At 37.8% G+C, this 20398-nt stretch carries 15 protein-coding genes; 11 read left to right on the top strand and 4 right to left on the bottom strand.

The genetic code is table 11. The features are described 5' to 3' along the window. From ACY0M5_RS11505 to ACY0M5_RS11555, 11 genes are all read left to right on the top strand, one after another. Entirely contained in the window at window positions 1-1008 is a 1008-nt protein-coding gene (locus ACY0M5_RS11505) for an ATP-binding cassette domain-containing protein (RefSeq protein WP_461629213.1), read from the top strand. A 6-nt stretch (window positions 1009-1014) separates the two neighbouring features. Further along, window positions 1015-1350: a winged helix-turn-helix domain-containing protein gene (locus tag ACY0M5_RS11510; RefSeq protein ID WP_289528799.1), complete on the top strand. Its 336-nt coding sequence runs from the start codon at window positions 1015-1017 to the stop codon at window positions 1348-1350. A 305-nt stretch (window positions 1351-1655) separates the two neighbouring features. Continuing rightward, window positions 1656-3371 (top strand): hybrid sensor histidine kinase/response regulator, encoded by a 1716-nt coding sequence (locus tag ACY0M5_RS11515; protein WP_461629214.1) that lies wholly within the window; start codon window positions 1656-1658, stop codon window positions 3369-3371. 617 nt (window positions 3372-3988) lie between these two features. After that, the gene (hypD, locus tag ACY0M5_RS11520; RefSeq protein ID WP_461629215.1) at window positions 3989-6442 is read left to right on the top strand and encodes a trans-4-hydroxy-L-proline dehydratase; all 2454 of its coding nucleotides are present in this window, start codon (window positions 3989-3991) and stop codon (window positions 6440-6442) included. A 10-nt stretch (window positions 6443-6452) separates the two neighbouring features. Next, window positions 6453-7361, top strand: a complete 909-nt coding sequence (locus ACY0M5_RS11525) for a glycyl-radical enzyme activating protein (protein ID WP_461629216.1) — start codon at window positions 6453-6455, stop codon at window positions 7359-7361. 208 nt (window positions 7362-7569) lie between these two features. Continuing rightward, complete coding sequence (locus ACY0M5_RS11530; RefSeq protein WP_461629217.1) at window positions 7570-9507, top strand: glycoside hydrolase family 97 protein; 1938 nt, start codon at window positions 7570-7572, stop codon at window positions 9505-9507. Window positions 9508-9570: 63 nt separating this feature from the next. Beyond that, a complete protein-coding gene (locus tag ACY0M5_RS11535) occupies window positions 9571-10941 on the top strand; it encodes a DUF6055 domain-containing protein (protein ID WP_461629218.1) in 1371 nt (456 codons plus the stop codon). Window positions 10942-11277: 336 nt separating this feature from the next. Then, window positions 11278-11694, top strand: a complete 417-nt coding sequence (locus ACY0M5_RS11540) for a Fur family transcriptional regulator (RefSeq protein ID WP_124991485.1) — start codon at window positions 11278-11280, stop codon at window positions 11692-11694. Between the two features lie 26 nt (window positions 11695-11720). After that, window positions 11721-13928 carry a catalase/peroxidase HPI gene (gene katG / locus ACY0M5_RS11545; RefSeq protein ID WP_461629219.1) on the top strand — a complete coding sequence of 736 codons (2208 nt, stop codon included), beginning with the start codon at window positions 11721-11723 and terminating at the stop codon, window positions 13926-13928. A 187-nt stretch (window positions 13929-14115) separates the two neighbouring features. Beyond that, window positions 14116-15099 carry a cation diffusion facilitator family transporter gene (locus ACY0M5_RS11550; protein WP_124991487.1) on the top strand — a complete coding sequence of 328 codons (984 nt, stop codon included), beginning with the start codon at window positions 14116-14118 and terminating at the stop codon, window positions 15097-15099. A gap of 24 nt (window positions 15100-15123) precedes the next feature. Further along, on the top strand, window positions 15124-15552 hold the full coding sequence (locus ACY0M5_RS11555) for a pyrimidine dimer DNA glycosylase/endonuclease V (RefSeq protein WP_124991488.1): 429 nt from the start codon (window positions 15124-15126) through the stop codon (window positions 15550-15552). A gap of 99 nt (window positions 15553-15651) precedes the next feature. Here ACY0M5_RS11555 and pepF read toward each other — a convergent pair whose 3' ends face one another. The 4 genes from pepF to ACY0M5_RS11575 all read right to left on the bottom strand — a co-directional run bounded on the left by pepF (window position 15652) and on the right by ACY0M5_RS11575 (window position 20354). Then, a complete protein-coding gene (gene pepF / locus ACY0M5_RS11560) occupies window positions 15652-17550 on the bottom strand; it encodes an oligoendopeptidase F (protein WP_461629220.1) in 1899 nt (632 codons plus the stop codon). A 519-nt stretch (window positions 17551-18069) separates the two neighbouring features. Further along, on the bottom strand, window positions 18070-18531 hold the full coding sequence (gene tnpA / locus ACY0M5_RS11565; protein ID WP_461629221.1) for an IS200/IS605 family transposase: 462 nt from the start codon (window positions 18529-18531) through the stop codon (window positions 18070-18072). Between the two features lie 532 nt (window positions 18532-19063). Continuing rightward, window positions 19064-19426 carry a hypothetical protein gene (locus ACY0M5_RS11570; protein ID WP_461629222.1) on the bottom strand — a complete coding sequence of 121 codons (363 nt, stop codon included), beginning with the start codon at window positions 19424-19426 and terminating at the stop codon, window positions 19064-19066. Window positions 19427-19784: 358 nt separating this feature from the next. After that, window positions 19785-20354: a hypothetical protein gene (locus ACY0M5_RS11575; RefSeq protein ID WP_461629223.1), complete on the bottom strand. Its 570-nt coding sequence runs from the start codon at window positions 20352-20354 to the stop codon at window positions 19785-19787. Between the last annotated feature and the right edge of the window lie 44 nt (window positions 20355-20398).

Consider the following 20398-nt stretch of genomic DNA (forward strand, 5'->3'; position numbering starts at 1 on the left):
ATGGAAACGGATAAACTATTAAACGAACCGCTCTGCGGGTTAATTGAAGAAAAACCTATATTTTCCGATTTTTTTACTTCATTCAATATTGATACTCGAAACGAGCAAAAATCGCTTTTGGAACTAATGGACACTTTGCCCTTTGATTATTGGGAAGAGAATGGCATATCCCGTCACGAAATGATGGAAATGTTTGTCGATTATGTGAAAGGCATGAGTTCTGCCGATGAAATTGTTAAAATTGAATCGCTCGAAATACTGACAGGAGTTGATAAAAATGGCAAGAGTGAACTCTGTAATTTATTTTTGCAACCAGGTGAAATAACCTGTATTGTGGGGCCAACAGGGTCGGGTAAAAGTCGCTTGTTAGCTGATATTGAATGGTTGGCCAATGCAGATACACCAACCAAACGAAAAGTTTTAATCAATGGAAAACTTTCGGATGAAGATACTGTAAATCAGTTTGGAGGTAAACTGATAGCACAAATAACCCAGAATATGAATTTTGTGCTGGACATGGATGTACATAGTTTTTTGATGCTTCATGCTCAAAGTAGGTTCTTGGAAAATGCCAGGCAAAAAGTTGATGAGGTAATTGAACTTGCAAATGAACTTTCGGGAGAATGTTTTGATCCGCAAACACCGGTAACATTCCTAAGCGGAGGACAATCAAGAGCTTTAATGATTGCAGATGTCGCCTGTATTGGTCAAGCTCCCATTGTGCTTATAGATGAAATAGAAAATGCCGGTGTAGATAAGAAAAAAGCATTGCAGCTACTGGTAAATAAAGATAAAATAGTGCTTATGGCAACACATGATCCTTTACTTATTTTGCTTGCCGACCGACGTGTAATCATAAAAAATGGAGGAATGAACAAGATTGTAACCACTAATGAAAAAGAAAAAGCCTTTTATCTAAAATTGGAACAACTGGATAATACGATGCAGGCAGCACGTAATTTTTTAAGGCTTGGTAATGAATTAACCACTACTAATGAACTAATATAATTGGTAATGGAATTACTAATAAAGGGTGCATTATCAATTGAAACCGAAGATGGATTTGTTATAAATCCCAAGGTAATACTTCTGTTAAGTGAAATTGAGAAAACCGGATCATTAAACGCGGCAGTCAACAATATTGGCATGTCGTATTCTTATGCGTGGAATATGCTCAATAAAACAAATTGCAAACTCAATACTCCTATGCTTATTAGTCGCAAAGGAGGTAATGGAGGAGGTGTAGCTAATTTAACCGAAGCCGGGCAAAAGCTTCTCAATTATTGTAGAAAGCTGGAATCTGATTTTCAGAAATTTGTAGGTACCCATAAAGTAAAGTTAACTTCATAGTTATGTTGAAAAAAGAATTGGTCACTTTTATTTAGTGATATAATAAATATTTTAATCTTCCTATAGTAAAGTATAATTGCGATGAATTAAAGTTTGAGTATTTCTATAATATTCTTTGAATATTTCACATAAAACTATTACACTGCAGAATAGTTTATCTGTTTGTTAACTTTTTTTTGCTGTCCTTAAAAAACCAATTTCAGAATCTCCATTCATATTTTTGAGGTTCTTTTTTGTTGGTAATTGATTAATGTCCTTAAAATCGGCTATATTTAAATCATACTATCATAAAAGCCCAAAATATTTTGGCTCAGGAAACACAAATAGATGTGCTTTTAAAGAAAATGCTGCATATACTAATTGAAGTGTCAGCAGCCAAAAAATGTTATTTGATTTTGAAAGATGATGGATGGAAAATTGAAGCATTTCTGGACACTCAGGGAGGTGAGAGTATTTTAAAAGGGATTGAATTAAATCCAAATATACTTTCAATTGATTTAATAAATTATGTAATAAGAACTAAAACAGGTATAACCTCTGATAAGCTAAAATCAGAGATTAGAGATCCTTATATTCTTCAGAAAAAGCCTAAGTCTACATTGGTTTTACCTATTTTAAATCAATCGGAAATCGTGGCAGTTATTTATCTTGAACACTCCGAACTTGAAAATATTTTTACAGAAGAAAGACAGGAAACGATAACACTGTTATCGTCGCAAATGGTTATTTCACTGGTCAATGCAAGATTATACCGCACTCTGGAAGAAAAGGTCAAGCAACGCACAGAAGAACAGGAAGCTGCTAATGAAGAATTGCATGCAAGTAACGATGAATTATACAATACCAATATTCAACTGGATAAGGAAAGTAATGCAAAAGAAAAGGCCGTAGCTAGCTTAAAAGAATCAGAAAAAGAATTGCGCCAAAGTAATGTAGCAAAAGATAAGTTTTTTTCAATAATAGCGCATGATTTAAAGGGACCGGTAGGAAGTATTTCCAATATATTAAAGGCGGTTAAAAATGATGAAATTGATCTTGATGAAGAAATTATTTCAGCAATAAGCGAATCAGCACAAAATACTTATAATTTACTTGACGATTTATTGGTTTGGGCCAGAAGCCAAAAAAAGGCCTTGGTGTCGAATCCTAAATCGATGAATGTGAATGAATTAATTGATTCTGCTGTTGCTGTTTATCGATTCGCAGCAGAGGGAAAGAACATTACTCTGGAAACAGTTAGATTAGAGGAGGATGTATTCATTTATGCCGATTGGCAAATGACAAATACTATTTTGAGAAATTTGATTAACAATGCCATTAAATTTACGAAAAACGGAGGAAAGGTTCTAGTAACCACTAAACGCGTTAATCAGAAAATACTAATTACCATTAGCGACTCAGGAATTGGAATGGATAAAGAAACCCTTGAAATGCTATTTAAAATTGATATAAAATCAATTTCGAGGACTGGAACGAATAATGAAACAGGTACTGGACTCGGATTTGTTGTTTGTAAAGAACTCATTGAGCTGAATCAGGGTGAAATTGGTGTAGAAAGCACAGTGAACACGGGAAGTAAATTTTGGATAAAGCTCCCTTATATTAAAAAACAAAAAGTAAAACAAATATTTAATTGGGTTGATTTTTTATCCAGACAAAAAACTTTATATATCGAAGATAACCCCATTCATATTAAAAGCTGTAATTTATTATTAAGCCAGTACGGTTTGGTTTGGGATATTGTAACATCTGGAAAAGAAGGCCTTCAAAAGGCTTTAGCAGGCAATTATAATTTGATATTTATGGATATTAACCTGCCGGATATAAGTGGTGTTGAAATTACCAAAGTAATAAGAAAACAGAATTCCAATGGAGTTAAAATAGTTGTATTATCTTCTTTCAATCAATATGAAATAAAGAATATAGAAAGAGAGGAACTATTTGATGGCTATTTGCAAAAACCATTGGATACAAAGGAATTGGAAAATTTATTACGATTGCTAATCATTCCTGAAGAATAAAATTAAGACGTTCTCCTCTAAATATGCAGCAGTCTCAGAATAAATTAAATAAATCTTTGCAATAGAAGCCATGGCTGGTTCTGCGTAGTTATTGTTTTGTTAGTGCTATTTCTTCGAAACAGATTAAATTTTTAAATATTTATGATGCAACAGAATAATGATTTTCAACAATAATCAGATACAAATCCATAAATGTAAGAAAAAGATAAGAACTATACATAATTATTTGTGATTAATTATTGTGATGTAAGAGTAATTGCCGTGGCATATAATGTGTTATGACTTTTTTCTATTTGTGTTTTGGTTGATAAAGGATCTTATTTAAAAAAAATATACGGAGGAAATGAATCAGTTGACTAAAAAATTTCTACTTTTGATTTTAGAAAATAGACCAAATGATTATTCTTCAAACGTTAACACATTCATATCGTCGTCTATTCAATTGCCTGATGTACTACAATCGGACAATTTAATTGATATTACTTGTTTCAATGTATGAAACAGGTAAATTCCTCACACACTACATTTACACTTTTTATTTATTTACGGATTGGTTCGTAGATAAAGATGTATTAGATACCCAACTTTAGTTTTTGAACCCAAAAATTAATAACAAAATGAATTCAAATAATCTACATAAAACTCCTGAGCGTGCGCCTCGTTCAGAAAGCAATTTTAGTAATGTCCATTCTTCGGATTCCCATAAAAGAATGACCGAACGTATTCAGAATTTACGCAAAATTAGTGTCGGTACAGAGCCTTCGCTCGATATCGAAAGAGCTTTGATCGAAACCGCTTTTTACGAAGAAAACAATGGTAAGTATTCCATTCCAATGATGCGGGCATTAACTTTCATGGAAATTTGTAAAAAGAAAACAATTTATTTGGGGGAAGGTGAGTTGATCGTGGGAGAACGTGGCCCATCACCAAAATGTGTACCTACTTTTCCCGAGTTGACTTGCCATAGTGTTGACGATTTAAATGTATTAAATACCCGCGATTTGCAACGCTATACCATATCGCAGGAAGATATTGATACTTATGCACGTGAGGTAATTCCATATTGGGAAGGCCGCACCATGCGCGAACGCATTTTCAATTACGTTCCTCAAGAATGGAGTGCGGCTTACGAGGCTGGTTTGTTTACCGAATTTATGGAGCAACGGGCTCCCGGTCACACGACTTTAGATGGCAAGATTTACAAAAAAGGATTGCTTGATTTTAAAAAGGACATTCAGGCTCACATCGACCGTTTGGATTTTATGAATGATGATGAGGCCACTGATAAGCTGGAAGAACTGAAAGCCATGGCAGTTTCCTGCGATGCTGCGATTGTATTTGCAGAACGTCATGCCGATTTAGCCGAAGAACAGGCTAAAACAGAAAAAGATCCTCAAAGACTTACTGAACTGAAAAAGATTGCTGAAGTGTGTCGTTGGATACCGGCTCATGCTCCCCGGAATTTTCACGAAGCTATCCAAATGTATTGGTTCATGCATCTTGGAACCATTACCGAGTTGAATGGTTGGGATGCTATGAATCCAGGTCATTTTGATCAGCATTTGGAACCTTTCTACAATAAAGGAATAGAAAGCGGAGACTTATCCCGTGAGGAGGCAAAGGAATTATTGAGTTGTTTCTGGATTAAAGTAAATAATCATCCTGCACCGCCCAAAGTGGGAATTACGGCACGCGAAAGCGGAACCTATAACGATTTTACGAACATCAATATTGGAGGAGTCCGCAGAGACGGTTCCGATGGTGTTAGTGAGGTTTCTTATTTGTTGCTGGAGATCATTGAAGATTTGCATATTCTGCAGCCGGGAAGTTCCATTCATGTTAGTACACGTACTCCCGATCGTTTTTTAAAAGAGGGTTGTAAGGTGATTCGTCAGGGACACGGTTATCCTTCTGTTTTCAATCCCGATGTGTATGTCATGGAATTGCTTCGTCAAGGTAAGTCATTGGAAGATGCGCGTGAAGGTGGTTGCAGCGGTTGTATCGAAGTAGGAGCTTTTGGGAAAGAAGCTTATGTTTTAACTGGGTATCTGAATGTTCCGAAAGTTTTAGAGGTAACCTTAAACAACGGAATTAATCCCGTAACCGGTAAAATAGCAGGGATTCAAACCGGTGATCCGCGTAATTTTAAAAGCTTTGAAGAATTGTACGAAGCATTTTTGAAACAGCTGAATTTTGTGGTTGATCAGAAAGTCAGGGTAAGTAATTATATCGACCGTATGTTTGCTAAATATGCACCGGCACCACTTTTATCGGTATTAACAGACGATTGCATTGCCAGAGGCCGCGATTATTACAATGCCGGACCACGATACAACACAAACTATATTCAATGTACTGGTTTGGGAACTATTACCGATAGTTTGGCAACACTGAAAAAACATGTGTTTGAGTCGAAAGATTTTACTATGGATTCAATACTGGAGGCTGTTGGTAAAAACTTCGAAGGGGAGGAGATTCTTCGTCAGACAATACTCAATAAAACACCTTTTTTTGGAAATGACGATGAATACGCCGATAGCATTGCAGTGCGTGTTTACAACGATTTACTGGAAGCTATTGATGGTAAGCCAAATACTAAAGGAGAAACTTATCATCTGAATATGCTGTCGACTACCTGTCATGTATATTTTGGTAAAGTAATGGGAGCAACTCCTAACGGGCGGTTAGCCGGAAAGTCTATTTCGGATGGAACTTCACCTTCGCATGGCAGCGATATTAACGGTCCTTCAGCAGTGATTCGTTCCCTGACAAAAATTGATCAGACCAAATCGGGTGGAACTTTATTGAATCAGCGTTTTCTTCCAAGTTTACTGAAAAGGGATGAAGACATTAATAAGCTGAGCAAGCTAATTCGAAGCTACTTTTCATTGGGTGGTCATCACATTCAATTTAATATTGTTGATTCAGCAACTTTGCTGGCCGCTCAGGCATGTCCGGAAGATTACAAAGACTTGTTGGTACGTATGGCCGGTTACAGCGATTATTTCAACGATATGAATGCCGATTTACAGCAGGAAGTGATCGATCGTACTGAAAATGAATCGTTTTAAATCTTTTTAAATGGGAAAAGGACTGATTTTCGATATTAAAAGATACGCTATTAACGATGGACCCGGCATTCGGGTAACTATTTTCTTTAAAGGCTGCCCTTTGTCCTGCGTTTGGTGTCATAATCCGGAAAGTATTTTGGATTACGCGCAGAAGATGTATACAGCTTCGAAATGTATCGGAGCTGTAAAATGTACAGAGGTTTGTCCGAATAATGCGCTGACTTTAACCAGAAATGGGATTGAAACAGATGTTGAATTGTGTAATCTTTGCGGGAAATGTGCTGAGGTTTGTCCAACAAAGGCCATCGAAATGTCGGGGCGTGAATACAGTACGGCTGATTTGATGAAAATTATTGAAAGGGAGACCGTTTTCTTTGATCATTCCCAAGGTGGAGTGACTTTTTCAGGCGGAGAACCCTTGATGCATTTTCAAAAACTGATTGAACTTCTCGATCAATGTGGTAAAAAGGACATTCATCGGGTAGTAGACACTACATTATTTGCGAATACGGATGTTGTTCTTGATGTGGCCAAACGAACTGAATTATTTTTGGTTGATTTGAAAGCCTGGGATTCTGATGTACACCGAAAGTATACCGGAGTTCCCAATGAGCAAATTCTTAAAAATATAAAGCGGTTGGCAGAAATAGGTAAGGATTTTATCATTCGCATCCCCTTTATCGATGGGGTGAACGCTGACGAACAAACTCTGAGAAATGAAGCGGCGTTTCTATCGTCAATCCCATGGGAACGAAAAGAAGTGAACCTGTTGCTTTATCATGATATAGCAAAGGGAAAACATCAAAAACTGGGTTCGGCTTACAAAGCAGAGGAACTGGCAACTCCCTCAGATGAAATGGTACAATTAGCTCAATCCATTTTCGCCGAAAAAGGCATAAGTGCCACTGTTGGTGGCTAATCGTAATTTACTAAAACATTCAATTAAACAGAAGATGCACATATGTGCATCTTTTTTTTACATATGTATTGGTGTTATTATGTGTTAAATATGCAACTTTGGGTATACTAATCCAAACAGATGAAACGACCCTATAAAAATTATTACACACAGGTGCATGAGTGTAATTTGAGAGTTCCATCTGACAAAAACTTAAAATGATTAACAAATGAAAAAACTAATTATTGTATTGTTTTTATTTCTTGGAAGCTACACCTTTCTTAGTGCACAACACAAACTGAAGTCCCCCAATGGAAAAATAATTGTAAGTGTTGATGTTTCCAATGGCATTCATTATTCTGTTTCGTTGAACGATCAGATATTTGTTGAACGATCAGATATCGGTTTATCTTTTAATGATATAGATTTATGCAAAAATGCAAAACTGAAGAAAACATCATACACAAATCAGGATAAGCTGGAAACTCCTGTGGTTGCTTTAAAAGAAAGTAGTGTCAGAAATAATTACAATCAGTTAAATCTGGAATTTAAAAATAAATTAACCATCGAATTCCGCGCTTTTGATGATGGTGTGGCTTACCGCTATGTTACAAACAGCAAGGGCGATGTTGAAGTAAATGAGACAGCAAAAATTGAATTTGCAGATAACTATAAAATGTGGGCTTCTCCATTGGATGGATATGCAGGCAGTTATGAACCGGATTATCAAAAAGTGAAAATAAATGATTTTTCGACTTCCAAAAATACTTTCTTACCGTTGCTGATTGAACATTCAAAAGGATATAAAATGTTGATGACTGAGGCGGATGTTTCAGATTATCCACACATGTTTCTAAAGAAAACAGGCGTAAATACGCTAAGCGCAACTTTCCCTTCTTATCCGTTAGAAACGAAATTGATTGGCGATCGCGGAAGTGAGATTGTAAAGGGAGCCGATTACATTGCAAAAACAACAGGCAAGAGAAGCTTTCCCTGGCGTTTAATGGTCATCTCAGAAAAAGATGCACAGCTAATGGAATCAAATTTGGTTTATTTGCTTGCACCGGAGAATAAAATAGAGGATACCTCATGGATAAAACCAGGTAGAGTTGCCTGGGACTGGTGGAATGCTTCCAATTTGTACGGCGTTGATTTTAAGGCTGGCTTAAACACAGATACTTACAAGTATTTTATCGATTTTGCAGGTCGCAACGGTTTGGAATACGTTATTTTAGATGAAGGTTGGTCGGTGTCAACTACAGATATCACGAAACCAAATCCAAAATTGGATCTGTTTGAGTTAATTCGTTACGGGAAAGAAAAGAATGTAAAGTTGATATTGTGGGCCAGCTGGAGAGCCATTGAGGATCAATTTTTCGTACTCAGGAAATACAAAGAGTGGGGGATTGCAGGAATTAAGGTTGATTTCATGAACAGAGCCGATCAATGGATGGTGAATTACTATGAAAAAGTGGCCAAAGAAGCTGCGCAAAATGAGTTGTTGGTTGATTTTCACGGAGCCTTTAAACCCAATGGATTGCACCGGGCGTACCCAAATGTAGTTTCTTACGAAGGGGTTCAGGGAAATGAACATTGTAAATGGTCAGCCAACGTAACTCCCGAACACATGCTAACACTTCCGTTTACCAGAATGGTATGCGGCCCGATGGACTTTACTCCGGGAGCGATGCGTAATTTTAACTCCAAAGAATTTAAATTCAACTTTTACCGTCCGGGCAGTCAGGGTACACGTTGTCATCAACTGGCACTTTTTATTGCCTACGAAAGCGGAATTCAGATGCTTGCCGACAGTCCTTCCAATTACGAAAGAGAACAGGAATCAACAGATTTTTTAGCCAGTGTACCCAATACATGGGATGAACTAAAAGTTTTGGAAGCAAAAGTCGGAGAATATTTTGTGATAGCCCGTCGAAAAGGAGATCAATGGTTTATTGGAGCAATGAATGATAATGAGACCGAAAGAGAATTTACCATTGATTTATCATTTCTTTCTTCAGGATCAAAAAAAGCAATTATCATGCAGGATGGTCTGAATGCAAATCGATTTGCGGAAGATTATCAAAGAATCGAAAAATCAGTAAGCAATCAGTCGAAACTGACTGTAAAAATGGTCAAAGGAGGCGGTTTTGCGGCTCGAATTAAGTAATATTTCGCTTGGATGCGTGGAATTTTTTAAGTGAAAGTATTGATAACGATTTAATTGATAAGAATGATACATCCAAATTTCGTAAAAATTTCAGGAATAGTTTTGTTGACTGTATTCGCAGCATCTTGTGCCAACAAGAGCAATATGGGATCGAAACAGACTGCTGCCGAAAAGGAATTATATCTGCCTGCAAAAATTTATTTTGTGCCCGATAGTAATGACTACAACAGCGATACCAGTAAGTATTGTTACAAACGAATGATACAATCAGAGAATATAGCCCTTTTCTGGGATAAGGAATTTGGAGATGATCCGATGACCAATGCTGATGAAACAAAACGTTTTGATGCGAATGAAGCTCTTAAGGAATGTGAACGGTTTTACAATTATTATGTAAATGATCTCAAGATCGTGCAGAAAGGCAAATCATTGTCTGATAAATACAAGTTACTCATGTTTGTATTCGGAGGCAAAGAGGGAACTGCATTTGGTGGTGGAGAAGAGGATAAAGTGGGTGTTTTATGGACTCCTGCAACAAGAATTAACCGTGCACCGTATGGAGCATTAGCTCACGAAATGGGTCATAGTTTTCAATACATTTCCTGTGCCGACAGCGGAACGGGGCCTACAGGACCGATTATTGAGATGTCTGCGCAGTACATGTTATGGCAGGTGTATCCGGAATGGATGACTTTTGAGAATTATCATTTGGTAGATTTTATGAAGGGAACACATTATGCATTTCTCCATCCGGCAAACATGTATCATTCACCATATGTGTTGGAATATTGGTCGGATAAGCATGGAAAAGAGTTTTTTGGAGATTTGTGCCGTGCAACCAAAAACGGTGAAGATCCTGTTGCAACCTATAAAAGGATGAATTCATTGACTCAGGATCAGTTTAATGATGAGATGTTTGATGCTTCACGAAAATTCATCACTTGGGATATGAAGCGAATCGAGAAAGTGGCAAAACAATATGCCAATCAACATTATACCGTTTTGAATGATATAGGAAATGGATGGTATCAAATTGCAGCATCGAATTGTCCTCAGAATTACGGATACAATGGAATCAAGTTGAACGTTCCTAAAATGGGAACAAAAGTGGTTCTGAATTTTAATGGAATTGCAGGTGCCAAAGGTTATAGTACAGTTAAAACTGATAAAGCCGGGTGGCGGTACGGATTTCTGGCTTCGCTGAAAGATGGCAGTCGTGTTTACGGAGATGTATTTAAATCTGCAGCTGATACAGTATCTTTTACAGTGCCCGAAAATACCGAATACTTGTGGTTGGTTGTAAGTGGTGCACCTACTGAACATTGGCCGGTTGTTTTTAAATGGGGAGCATCGGATGATGATAGTAAGGAGGAGCAATGGCCCTACCAGATTAAATTATCGGGAACCGAAATTGACAGTTCTCAGATAAAATAAATGATACTGTTTGCATAAAGCGCAATTGACAATTAGCAGAAAAATATTTTTCATAAGTTTAGTAGTAGGGAGGAGAACATTATTATATGTTTTGCCTCCCTTTTTTTTGTTTAGATGACAGATGATCAGTCCTTAAATTAACTTTCAATAAATTCAACAAAGCCTATGCGAAACGTTTATTGATTACTGCGTACCGGCCATTTCCTTCTTAGTGTTCATTCTGATGAGCAATCCATCGATTATTACCTGAAAATAAAATTCGTGAAAAGAAAAAAAAGTTGTAAGTTAGTAATTCCTAAAAGAGAATAATTCTCATTTAGATATTAAAAATGTAAAATGAGTTCAGAAGATATTAAAAATAAGTTGACAGAAAAAGGTTTAAAAGTAACCCCACAAAGAATGGCAATTCTGGAAGCAATATATAATCTAAAAAATCATCCGACTGCGGAGAATATAATTGACTATATAAAAAAAATGCACCCCAACATTGCCACAGGCACAGTATATAAAGTTTTAGGTGCTTTGGTTGACAATCGATTGGTGAAGAAAGTGAAAACAGAAAATGACATCATGCGTTACGATGGAGTCATGAAAAGCCATCATCATTTATATTGCATGGAATCGGATGTGATAAAAGACTATGTTGATGAAGAACTGGATGAGCTGCTTCAGAATTATTTTGAAAAAAAGAATCTTCCGGGTTTTAAAATAGAAGATATAGTCCTTCAGGTAAAAGGAACATTTAATAAGTAGTAAAATTTCACTTAAAATAAATTAGTATGGAAAATGATTCAGGAAATATAAGTAAATGTCCGGTAACCGGTGCAAGCGGAAAACACAGTTTTGGTGTTGGCGGCACAAAAAACCGTGATTGGTGGCCAAATCAGCTAAAGCTCAGTATTCTTAGGCAGCACGCTGCAAAATCAAACCCAATGGGCGAAGAGTTTAACTACGCCAAAGAATTTAAAAGCCTTGATTTAAAAGCAATAAAAAATGACCTGTATGAGTTAATGACTGACTCGCAGGATTGGTGGCCGGCAGATTTTGGACATTACGGACCATTCTTTGTACGCATGGCGTGGCACAGTGCAGGCACCTACCGTACAGGTGATGGACGTGGAGGAGCAGGAAGCGGACAGCAGCGTTTTGCACCCCTAAACAGCTGGCCCGATAATGTGAATCTGGATAAAGCACGCAGATTACTTTGGCCGGTCAAACAGAAATACGGCAAAAAAATCTCATGGGCCGATCTTATGATACTCGCAGGGAATGCAGCTTTGGAATCGATGGGGTTCAAAACCTTCGGATTTGCAGGCGGACGTGAAGATGTATGGGAACCTGAAGAAGATGTGTACTGGGGGTCGGAAACCGAATGGCTGGATAATGATGAACGTAAACTGGACACAGAGGAAACAGATAATCCGCTTGCGGCCATTCAAATGGGATTAATCTATGTAAATCCGGAAGGACCGGATGGAAACGCCGATCCGCTTGCTGCGGCCAAAGACATTCGTGATACTTTTGCCCGTATGGCAATGAATGATGAAGAAACCGTTGCCCTGATTGCAGGCGGGCATACATTTGGAAAATGCCATGGAGCAGGAGATGCTGCTCTTGTAGGGGCTGAACCCGAAGCTGCTGCCATTGAAGAACAGGGTCTGGGTTGGAAAAGTAATTTTGGCGCAGGAAAAGCCGGCGACACAATCTCAAGTGGTTTGGAAGTGATCTGGACACAAACGCCTGTGAAGTGGAGTTATTACTTTTTCGAAAATCTGTTTAACTTCGAATGGGAACTAACAACAAGTCCGGCAGGAGCAAAACAGTGGGTCGCTAAAAATGCAGGTGATCTAATGCCTGATGCTCACGATGCGTCTAAAAAACATGCTCCCACCATGCTTACTACCGACCTTTCTTTGCGTTTCGATCCTGTCTACGAAAAAATTTCAAGACGTTTCTATGAGCATCCTCTTGAGTTTGCCGATGCATTTGCCAGGGCTTGGTTCAAGCTCACACATCGGGATATGGGGCCGCGTTTGCGCTATTTAGGGAATGAAGTGCCGGCAGAAGAACTTATTTGGCAGGATCCGATTCCGGCCGCCAATCATCCTTTGATTGACGGGAAAGACATTGCCGGATTAAAAACGAAAGTTTTACAATCGGGACTTACTGTTTCGCAATTGGTTTCAACGGCGTGGGCTTCGGCTTCAACATTTCGCGGTTCCGACAAGCGCGGAGGTGCCAATGGCGGCCGTATCCGCTTTGCTCCGCAAAAGGATTGGACTGCCAACAATCCGGCTCAACTGACAAAGGTTTTAGGAAAACTGGAAGAGATTCAAAAGGAATTCAATAAGGCTCAAAAGAGTGAAAAAAAGGTATCTCTTGCCGACCTGATTGTGTTGGCTGGATGTGCTGGAGTTGAGAAAGCGGCAAAAGACGCCGGCAGTAGTGTAAGTGTTCCTTTTACTCCTGGACGTATGGATGCTTCTTTGGAACAAACCGATTTGGAATCTTTCAAAGTACTGGAGCCTGCAGCTGATGGTTTCCGTAACTATTTAAAAACAAAATACAAAGTTTCCACAGAAGAACTGTTGATTGACAAAGCACAATTGTTAACATTAACAGCTCCTGAAATGACTGTGCTGATTGGCGGTATGCGTGTATTGAATACAAATTTTGACAATTCCGGACATGGTGTTTTCACAAAACGTCCGGAAGTGCTCACCAACGATTTTTTTGTAAATCTTTTGGATATGAGTACAGCATGGATGCCGGCATCAGAGGACAAAGAAAAATTTGATGGCCGCGACCGAAAAACCGGCAAAATAAAATGGACAGCAACCCGTGCAGATCTTGTTTTTGGTTCGAACTCTGAGCTTAGGGCACTTGCTGAGGTTTATGGAAGTTCGGATGCTCAGGAAAAATTCGTTGCAGATTTTGTGGCGGCATGGAACAAAGTAATGAATCTTGACCGTTTTGATTTGGTTTGATTTTTTTACCGTCTTATAAAATTTACTAATTCAACAAAAACCTTCGTCTGATTGGGCGAAGGTTTTATTTTTTTGCGGCAATCAGAAATACTTTTTACCGGGCAGTTATTTGTAAATAACTGTGTATATACCTTCTAAAAGCTACTTTATTTATGGGACAAATGCGATATATTCCATAAATTTAAATATGCGCGAAAATGATAAAAGAATAAAATTGGTTGTTCAACGGAGAATTGTACTTTTTTCTGTTCTGATTTTTGCTGCAAAAACGGGAGCCTATTTCTTAACCAATTCTGTTGGAATTTTAACGGATGCCCTGGAAAGTACCGTAAATGTAATGACTGGTTTTATCAGTCTTTACAGCATAAGTTTTGCCTTAAAACCACGTGATATTGATCATCCTTTTGGACATGGTAAAATTGAATCAATATCGGCTTCAATTGAAGGAATATTGATTGTATTGGCAGGTCTGGTTATTATTTTTGAGGCAGTGAAACGTTTGTTCAATCCGCGTGAACTAGAGCAATTGGATGTTGGGATACTGATTGTTGCCCTGGCCGGATTACTAAATTACATATTGGGTTACTTCAGCATTAAAACCGGGGAAAAACACAATTCAATTGCTTTGGTTGCCGGGGGAAAACATTTACAATCGGATACTTATTCTACCATAGGATTGGTTGTTGGTTTGGGTTTTTTGTGGCTGACAAAAGAAGCTTGGCTCGATAGTGTTATTGCCATGCTGTTTGGCTCGATCATTATCTATACCGGTTACAAAATTCTAAAAGAGACCACATCGAATTTAATGGATGAAGCCGATTTTAATTTGTTGAAAGATATCAGTAAAATTCTGTGGGAAAACAGGAATGAAAACTGGATTGATGTAAGCAATCTGAAATTACTGAAATACGGAGACAGATATCATATTGATTGCGATTTGACACTGCCTTGGTATATGAATATTGCTGATGCCCATAAGGAAGGGGATTCTGTAACACAAAAGATCTCAGAACATTATCCTTATCCAATTGATTTCACCATTCATACGGATGCCTGCAACAGCGAATTGTGCAGGAATTGTTCCATCTCTAATTGTGAATTTCGCTCTCATTCTTTTGAAAATGAAACTGTTTGGACTATAGAAAACACAATAAAACAAGCAGTTTCTTAATTGCCAACAAATAACATCCCTATTATGAGAATCTGGTCGGTACACCCTAAATATCTCGATACAAAAGGATTGCTTGCGCTCTGGAGAGAAACACTGCTGGCTAAAAATGTTTTGGAAGGCAAAACAAAAGGCTATAAAAATCATCCGCAGTTACTGCGGTTTAAAAATTCCGGCAAGCCGCTTCATTGTATCAATCAATATCTGGAAGCTGTTTACGAAGAATCGTGCAGGCGTGGCTATCAGTTTAATAAAGACAAGTTCGATTTGTATAATGAACCTGCAGCTTTGCCTGTAACAAACGGACAAATAGAGTTTGAAAGGAATCATCTGCTAAAGAAACTGGAACAGCGCGATGCAGAGAGATATTTAAAATTAGCAGAAGAAACCAGTATCGAGACACATCCGCTTTTCAGAGCAATTGAAGGCGGTGTTGAGGAATGGGAAATTGTATAAAATATTGGAAGAAAACAGCTTGGCTTAGAGAAGTATTCGCCTCAAAAAAAAAGGCAGTTCCAAGCGGAACTGCCTTTGTAAATTTATTTCGAAACAAATTTAATTCTTAATCTTTTCAATCTCAACAGCCAATTGATCAACCAGTTTGTCCAATTGATTGATTACGGCCAGCATCGCTTCCGGTTTCGATAAATCAACACCGGCTTTTTTCAATTGTTCCATTGGAAAATCGTTACCACCCGATTGTAAAAGAGTGATGTATCTTTTCAAGGCTTCCTGTTTCTCAGTTTTGCTTCCCTCGGTTACATCTTTGTACAATTTAGCCGACGATGCAAAGCAGGTTGCATACTGGTACACATAGTAAGGAGAGTTGTAAAAGTGAGGAATTCTTGTCCATGGATAGTTTGAATACTGTGTTTTCTCAGTAACATCGCCGTAATACTGATCAGCAATTTCGCCCCAGGTATTTGTTAGTATTTCTGCGTTAACAGGTTGTCCCTGTTCTACCATAGTATGAACCTGATATTCGTAATCAGCAAACATGGTTTGTGCAAAAAAGGTACCGATAATTCCTTCAATAGACTGAGTCAGTAAAGCAATGCGTTCCTTAGGATCTTTTGTTGTTTCCATCATATGATCCAGTAACAGGCGTTCGTTAAAAGTAGAGGCAACCTCAGCCACAAATATTGTATAATTCGAAGTGGTGAACGGCTGTGTTTCGTTCGATAAAGTCGTGTGCATGGTATGTCCCAACTCATGAGCCAAGGTGAAAACATACTCAAGCGTTTCATCGTAATTTAACAGCATGTAAGGATGCACGCCGTAAACTCCGGCCGAAAATGCTCCGGAACGTTTGCCGGGATTCTCATAAACATCCAGCCAACCGCTGGCAGTTGCTGTTTTTAATTTTTTCTGATATTCTTTCCCCAAAGGCAAAACTGATTCAGTAACGATTTTAACAGCTTCATCGTATGGGTATTTCTTGTCGAAATCAACCAAACTGATTGAACCGTCGAAACCATAGTATTTTTCCAGACCCAATACTTTTTTACGAAGTTTGTAATATTTCTGAACAGGTGCCGTATTTTCTTTTACCGTTTTAATCAGGTTCAAATACACATCTTTCGGAATGTTGTTGCCTTCCAGTGAAGCATCCAGACACGATTCGTAATTTCTGGCCCGTGCATTTGCCCATTCCGATTGAATAATTCCGTTGTAAACAGCGGCGTAGGTGTTTTTATTCTTGTAGTATACATCGTAAATTGCTTCGTAAGCCTTTCTACGGTCAGCTTGATTTTTGTTGTTGGTAGTAATTTGAGAGTACATTCCCGGTGTTACAGTCACTTTCGAACCATCCGACAGTTCCACTTCCTGAAATTCGATATCAGCGGTCGATAAAGCTTCAAATACCGATCCTGCAGTTTCTGATACCTGAGAGTAATAGGATACCAGTTTTCCCAATTCTTCACTCAAAACATGTTTTTGTAAACGATACATATCCATCAATTCGAATTTGTAAACGTCCAATTCTTTGTTTTCAGCAAGCCATTGTTTCATGGTAGCTTCCGGAATTGCAATCATTTCAGGCGAAATCCAGGCTGTTACAGGTCCGAAACCGGCAAACAAAAGTCCAACTTTCTGCAGTTTTGCCTGTAAATCCATATTACGTGTATCAACAGTGCTTTGGAACGAAACAAACTGATAAACTTTGTAAGCTTTTTTCATCAGGTTCTCTTGCGCAGTCATTAACTTTAGCAAGTTGTCAGAACTTTCGCCAAGCGTTCCTTTACAGGATAGAATTTCCTCCATGTCAACCGAAATTGCCTTAAAATCAGCTTCCCAGGCATCCCAGTTTTCATAAATATCAGAGAAATTCCATTTGTACTTTTCCGGAATTTCTTCTCTGCTTTTGTAATTCACCTGTGCCGTTGTCTGCAAACACATTGTAGTAGTAAAGGCTGCAACAAGCAATCCTTTTCCTACTTGTTTAAAATTCATTTTCATTGTCCTTTATTAATGTTAGTTGAATAGATATTTGATGTTAAAACAATAAATATAAAATGATGGACGCAGATAAGCATAATTTTTTCGATGTAAGACTGTAATATCGGGATGTAAGTGGAATATTGAAGAGCAAAACCTTATTGTTTGGAGGGAGGAATTTAATGTTGATTGCAACAGAGCTTGGATAGAGATATCATTGAGGCGGTGCAGTATGTCAGAGATAAAGCAAGGGCGCAGCCCTGATGTCTTCGCAGCAGATAGTTTCCGCATCATTTTTTTTAGGAGCCTTAGCTCCAACATCTACGTAGGATTTTCATGTGCACAGAGATAAACAGGGGCGTAGCCCTGATGTCTTTGCCGCAGACAGTTTCCGCACCATTTTTTTTAGGAGCCTTAGCTCCAACATCTTCATAGGATTTTTATGTGCACAGAGATAAACAGGGGCGTAGCCCTAATATCTTCGTAGCCGATAGTCTCACCAATCCAATAGGGGCGTTAGCCCTGTAATCTTCTCTAATCGTACCATTCAAATAAATATTTAGGCTCGTAATTCACGTCGAATTTTTCCAACAACAATAAATATTCTTCTTTAAATGATTGTTTTTTATGGTGTTCCGGTTGGTTCAATACATATTTTACCACATTATCGATATGTGATTTAGAATAGGTAAAAGCCCCAAAACCATCTTGCCAGGAAAATTTTCCGGGGATGTATTTTTTTTCGTTCAACCATTTGGAAGAACCCGATTTTACCTGCTCCATTAATTTTGATGGGGAAATAGTTGGATGCATTCCAATAAAAATGTGTGTATGATCGGGATTGCAATAGATGGCATAGGTTTTACATTTTTGGTTGGTAACAATGCCACAGATTACTTTTTCTAATTCATCCCTGAACCGTTCTTTGATTAGGTTTTCACGCCCTTTAACCGAAAAAACGAATTGGGTATATAATTGGGTGTATGTATTAGCCATATTTGTTTTTTAAGATGTCAGGGCTACGCCCTTTTTTTCTTGTCATTATTCATTTTCTACGAAGATGCATGGGCTACGCCCCTGAAACTGTATTTTGCCATATTTGTTTTTTAAGATGTCAGGGCTACGCCCTTTTTTTTCTTTTAATTTATTCTTTTTCTACGAAGATACATGGGCTACGCCCCTTTTTTTTAGGAGTCTTAGCTCCAACATCTACGCAGGATTTTTATGCCAGAGATAACAACAGGGGCGCAGCCCTGATGTCTTTGCAGCAGATAGTTTCCGCACCATTTTTTTATAGGAGCCTTAGCTCCAACATCTACGTAAGATTTCTATGCCAGAGATAAAAACAGGGGCGTAGCCCTAATATCTTCGTAGCAGATAGTTTCCGCACCAATCCAATAGGGGCGTTAGCCCTGTAATCTTTTCTAATTGTACCATTCAAATAAATATTTAGGCTTGCAATTCACGTCAAATTTTTCCACCTGTATGTTTTCAATTCTGGCCTGCATATGTTTAATATTGTGTTTTTTTAGTAGGCAAGAGCTTTAACCAGTTTGTTGTATTTAGAAGTCTTTCTTATAATTAATATTCCTAGAATAAATGAGGAGATAACAATTGCAGCAAAAATAAGGATGCATACAATTGCAAGAATTGTATCAAATAAGTCTCCGGCTCTGTCAGCTCCCGGTTTAAAAAAGTCACCGAGAATAAAGCCGATCATAGCCAAACCCGTTAAAGGATTAAACTGAATTAAGGTCCAAATGCCTACAAAATAGTTCCACTTTATGTGTTTTGCGTTAAGAGCGATGTAGGCCGGCACTAATGTGATCAGACCATAAAGCAGGAACAGGAAGTTGTGGGTCAGAAATACGAGTAAAAAAATCTCAAGCATTCCTAAACCAATAAAAAATCAATTGATTCTTTTTAAACTCTTTAGTGTATTTTCTGTTGCAACCATCATTAATCTGTGTGTGTTTTGTATTTTAAGAATATTATTCGCTTACCATATGTAATGAACGTTATTGGCAGCGATCAAATTTTTATTTATTCCCCTCAAGCTATTCTTGCCGGACAAGAGTTTTCCTTTGTTGCCGCACGATTTTACTCTGTGCTTACAACATCACCACAATCACTGTATCCAGAATTCCTTATTCACTCTAAATCCATTCTAGTACGCTGACCTAAACAGTAAATACTAACCTTTATACAAACCACACGATACAATCGTGCGGGAGCGGGGTTGTGCTTTATTATTCTTCAATCATTTTATTAACCTTAGGCTGAACAATCCAAATTCCAATCGGAAAGAACCATATCATAAAAAATTCTCCTGCAAAATCAGAAAATGAGACTTCTCGTTGTAATTCAACAGTCTTAAAAGTCTTAGCAACAAAATATAAACAATAAAAAATGCAAAACATTGAGAAGAGATGTAATGGAACAATTATTCCAACTATACTCCCAATCATTCCAGAGTTAGGTGATTGACTGTTCTCAAAAGCTCCATTAAACATTGAACCCATCGATATTGAAATGAAAAGCATATAAACTAAAGGTATAATCAAGAATACTTTAAACTTCTTGACTTTCATTTTTACATCATTGGGAACTTTAATTTGTAATCCGACTCCAATTGACCAAAACCAACCTAAAAATCCGCCCATAACTAGAATCATTAGTACTGGGAATACATTCATCATTATCGTTGGGTCATTTCCAATTATTGTGATTGGTATCATGATAATTTGAATTAAAAACGGCAATCCGAATGTTACCATAAAAATCTGCCAGTGTTTTGCTTTTAAAAATTTCTCGATCATTTGTTATTTATTTCGTTCGGTTTCTTTGCATGCGGCACAACGTT

This window comes from Labilibaculum euxinicum, from assembly GCF_963678175.1.
GTDB classification, from domain to species: domain Bacteria; phylum Bacteroidota; class Bacteroidia; order Bacteroidales; family Marinifilaceae; genus Labilibaculum; species Labilibaculum euxinus.

Bases quoted from the DNA above. Each gene is read 5' to 3' on its own strand.
- ACY0M5_RS11505 (WP_461629213.1), top strand. From the start codon at position 1: ATGGAAACGGATAAACTATTAAACGAACCGCTCTGCGGGTTAATTGAA.
- ACY0M5_RS11510 (WP_289528799.1), top strand. From the start codon at position 1,015: ATGGAATTACTAATAAAGGGTGCATTATCAATTGAAACCGAAGATGGA.
- hypD (WP_461629215.1), top strand. From the start codon at position 3,989: ATGAATTCAAATAATCTACATAAAACTCCTGAGCGTGCGCCTCGTTCA.
- ACY0M5_RS11525 (WP_461629216.1), top strand. From the start codon at position 6,453: ATGGGAAAAGGACTGATTTTCGATATTAAAAGATACGCTATTAACGAT.
- ACY0M5_RS11530 (WP_461629217.1), top strand. From the start codon at position 7,570: ATGAAAAAACTAATTATTGTATTGTTTTTATTTCTTGGAAGCTACACC.
- ACY0M5_RS11535 (WP_461629218.1), top strand. From the start codon at position 9,571: ATGATACATCCAAATTTCGTAAAAATTTCAGGAATAGTTTTGTTGACT.
- ACY0M5_RS11540 (WP_124991485.1), top strand. From the start codon at position 11,278: ATGAGTTCAGAAGATATTAAAAATAAGTTGACAGAAAAAGGTTTAAAA.
- katG (WP_461629219.1), top strand. From the start codon at position 11,721: ATGGAAAATGATTCAGGAAATATAAGTAAATGTCCGGTAACCGGTGCA.
- ACY0M5_RS11550 (WP_124991487.1), top strand. From the start codon at position 14,116: ATGCGCGAAAATGATAAAAGAATAAAATTGGTTGTTCAACGGAGAATT.
- ACY0M5_RS11555 (WP_124991488.1), top strand. From the start codon at position 15,124: ATGAGAATCTGGTCGGTACACCCTAAATATCTCGATACAAAAGGATTG.
- pepF (WP_461629220.1), bottom strand. From the start codon at position 17,550: ATGAATTTTAAACAAGTAGGAAAAGGATTGCTTGTTGCAGCCTTTACT.
- tnpA (WP_461629221.1), bottom strand. From the start codon at position 18,531: ATGGCTAATACATACACCCAATTATATACCCAATTCGTTTTTTCGGTT.
- ACY0M5_RS11570 (WP_461629222.1), bottom strand. From the start codon at position 19,426: ATGCTTGAGATTTTTTTACTCGTATTTCTGACCCACAACTTCCTGTTC.
- ACY0M5_RS11575 (WP_461629223.1), bottom strand. From the start codon at position 20,354: ATGATCGAGAAATTTTTAAAAGCAAAACACTGGCAGATTTTTATGGTA.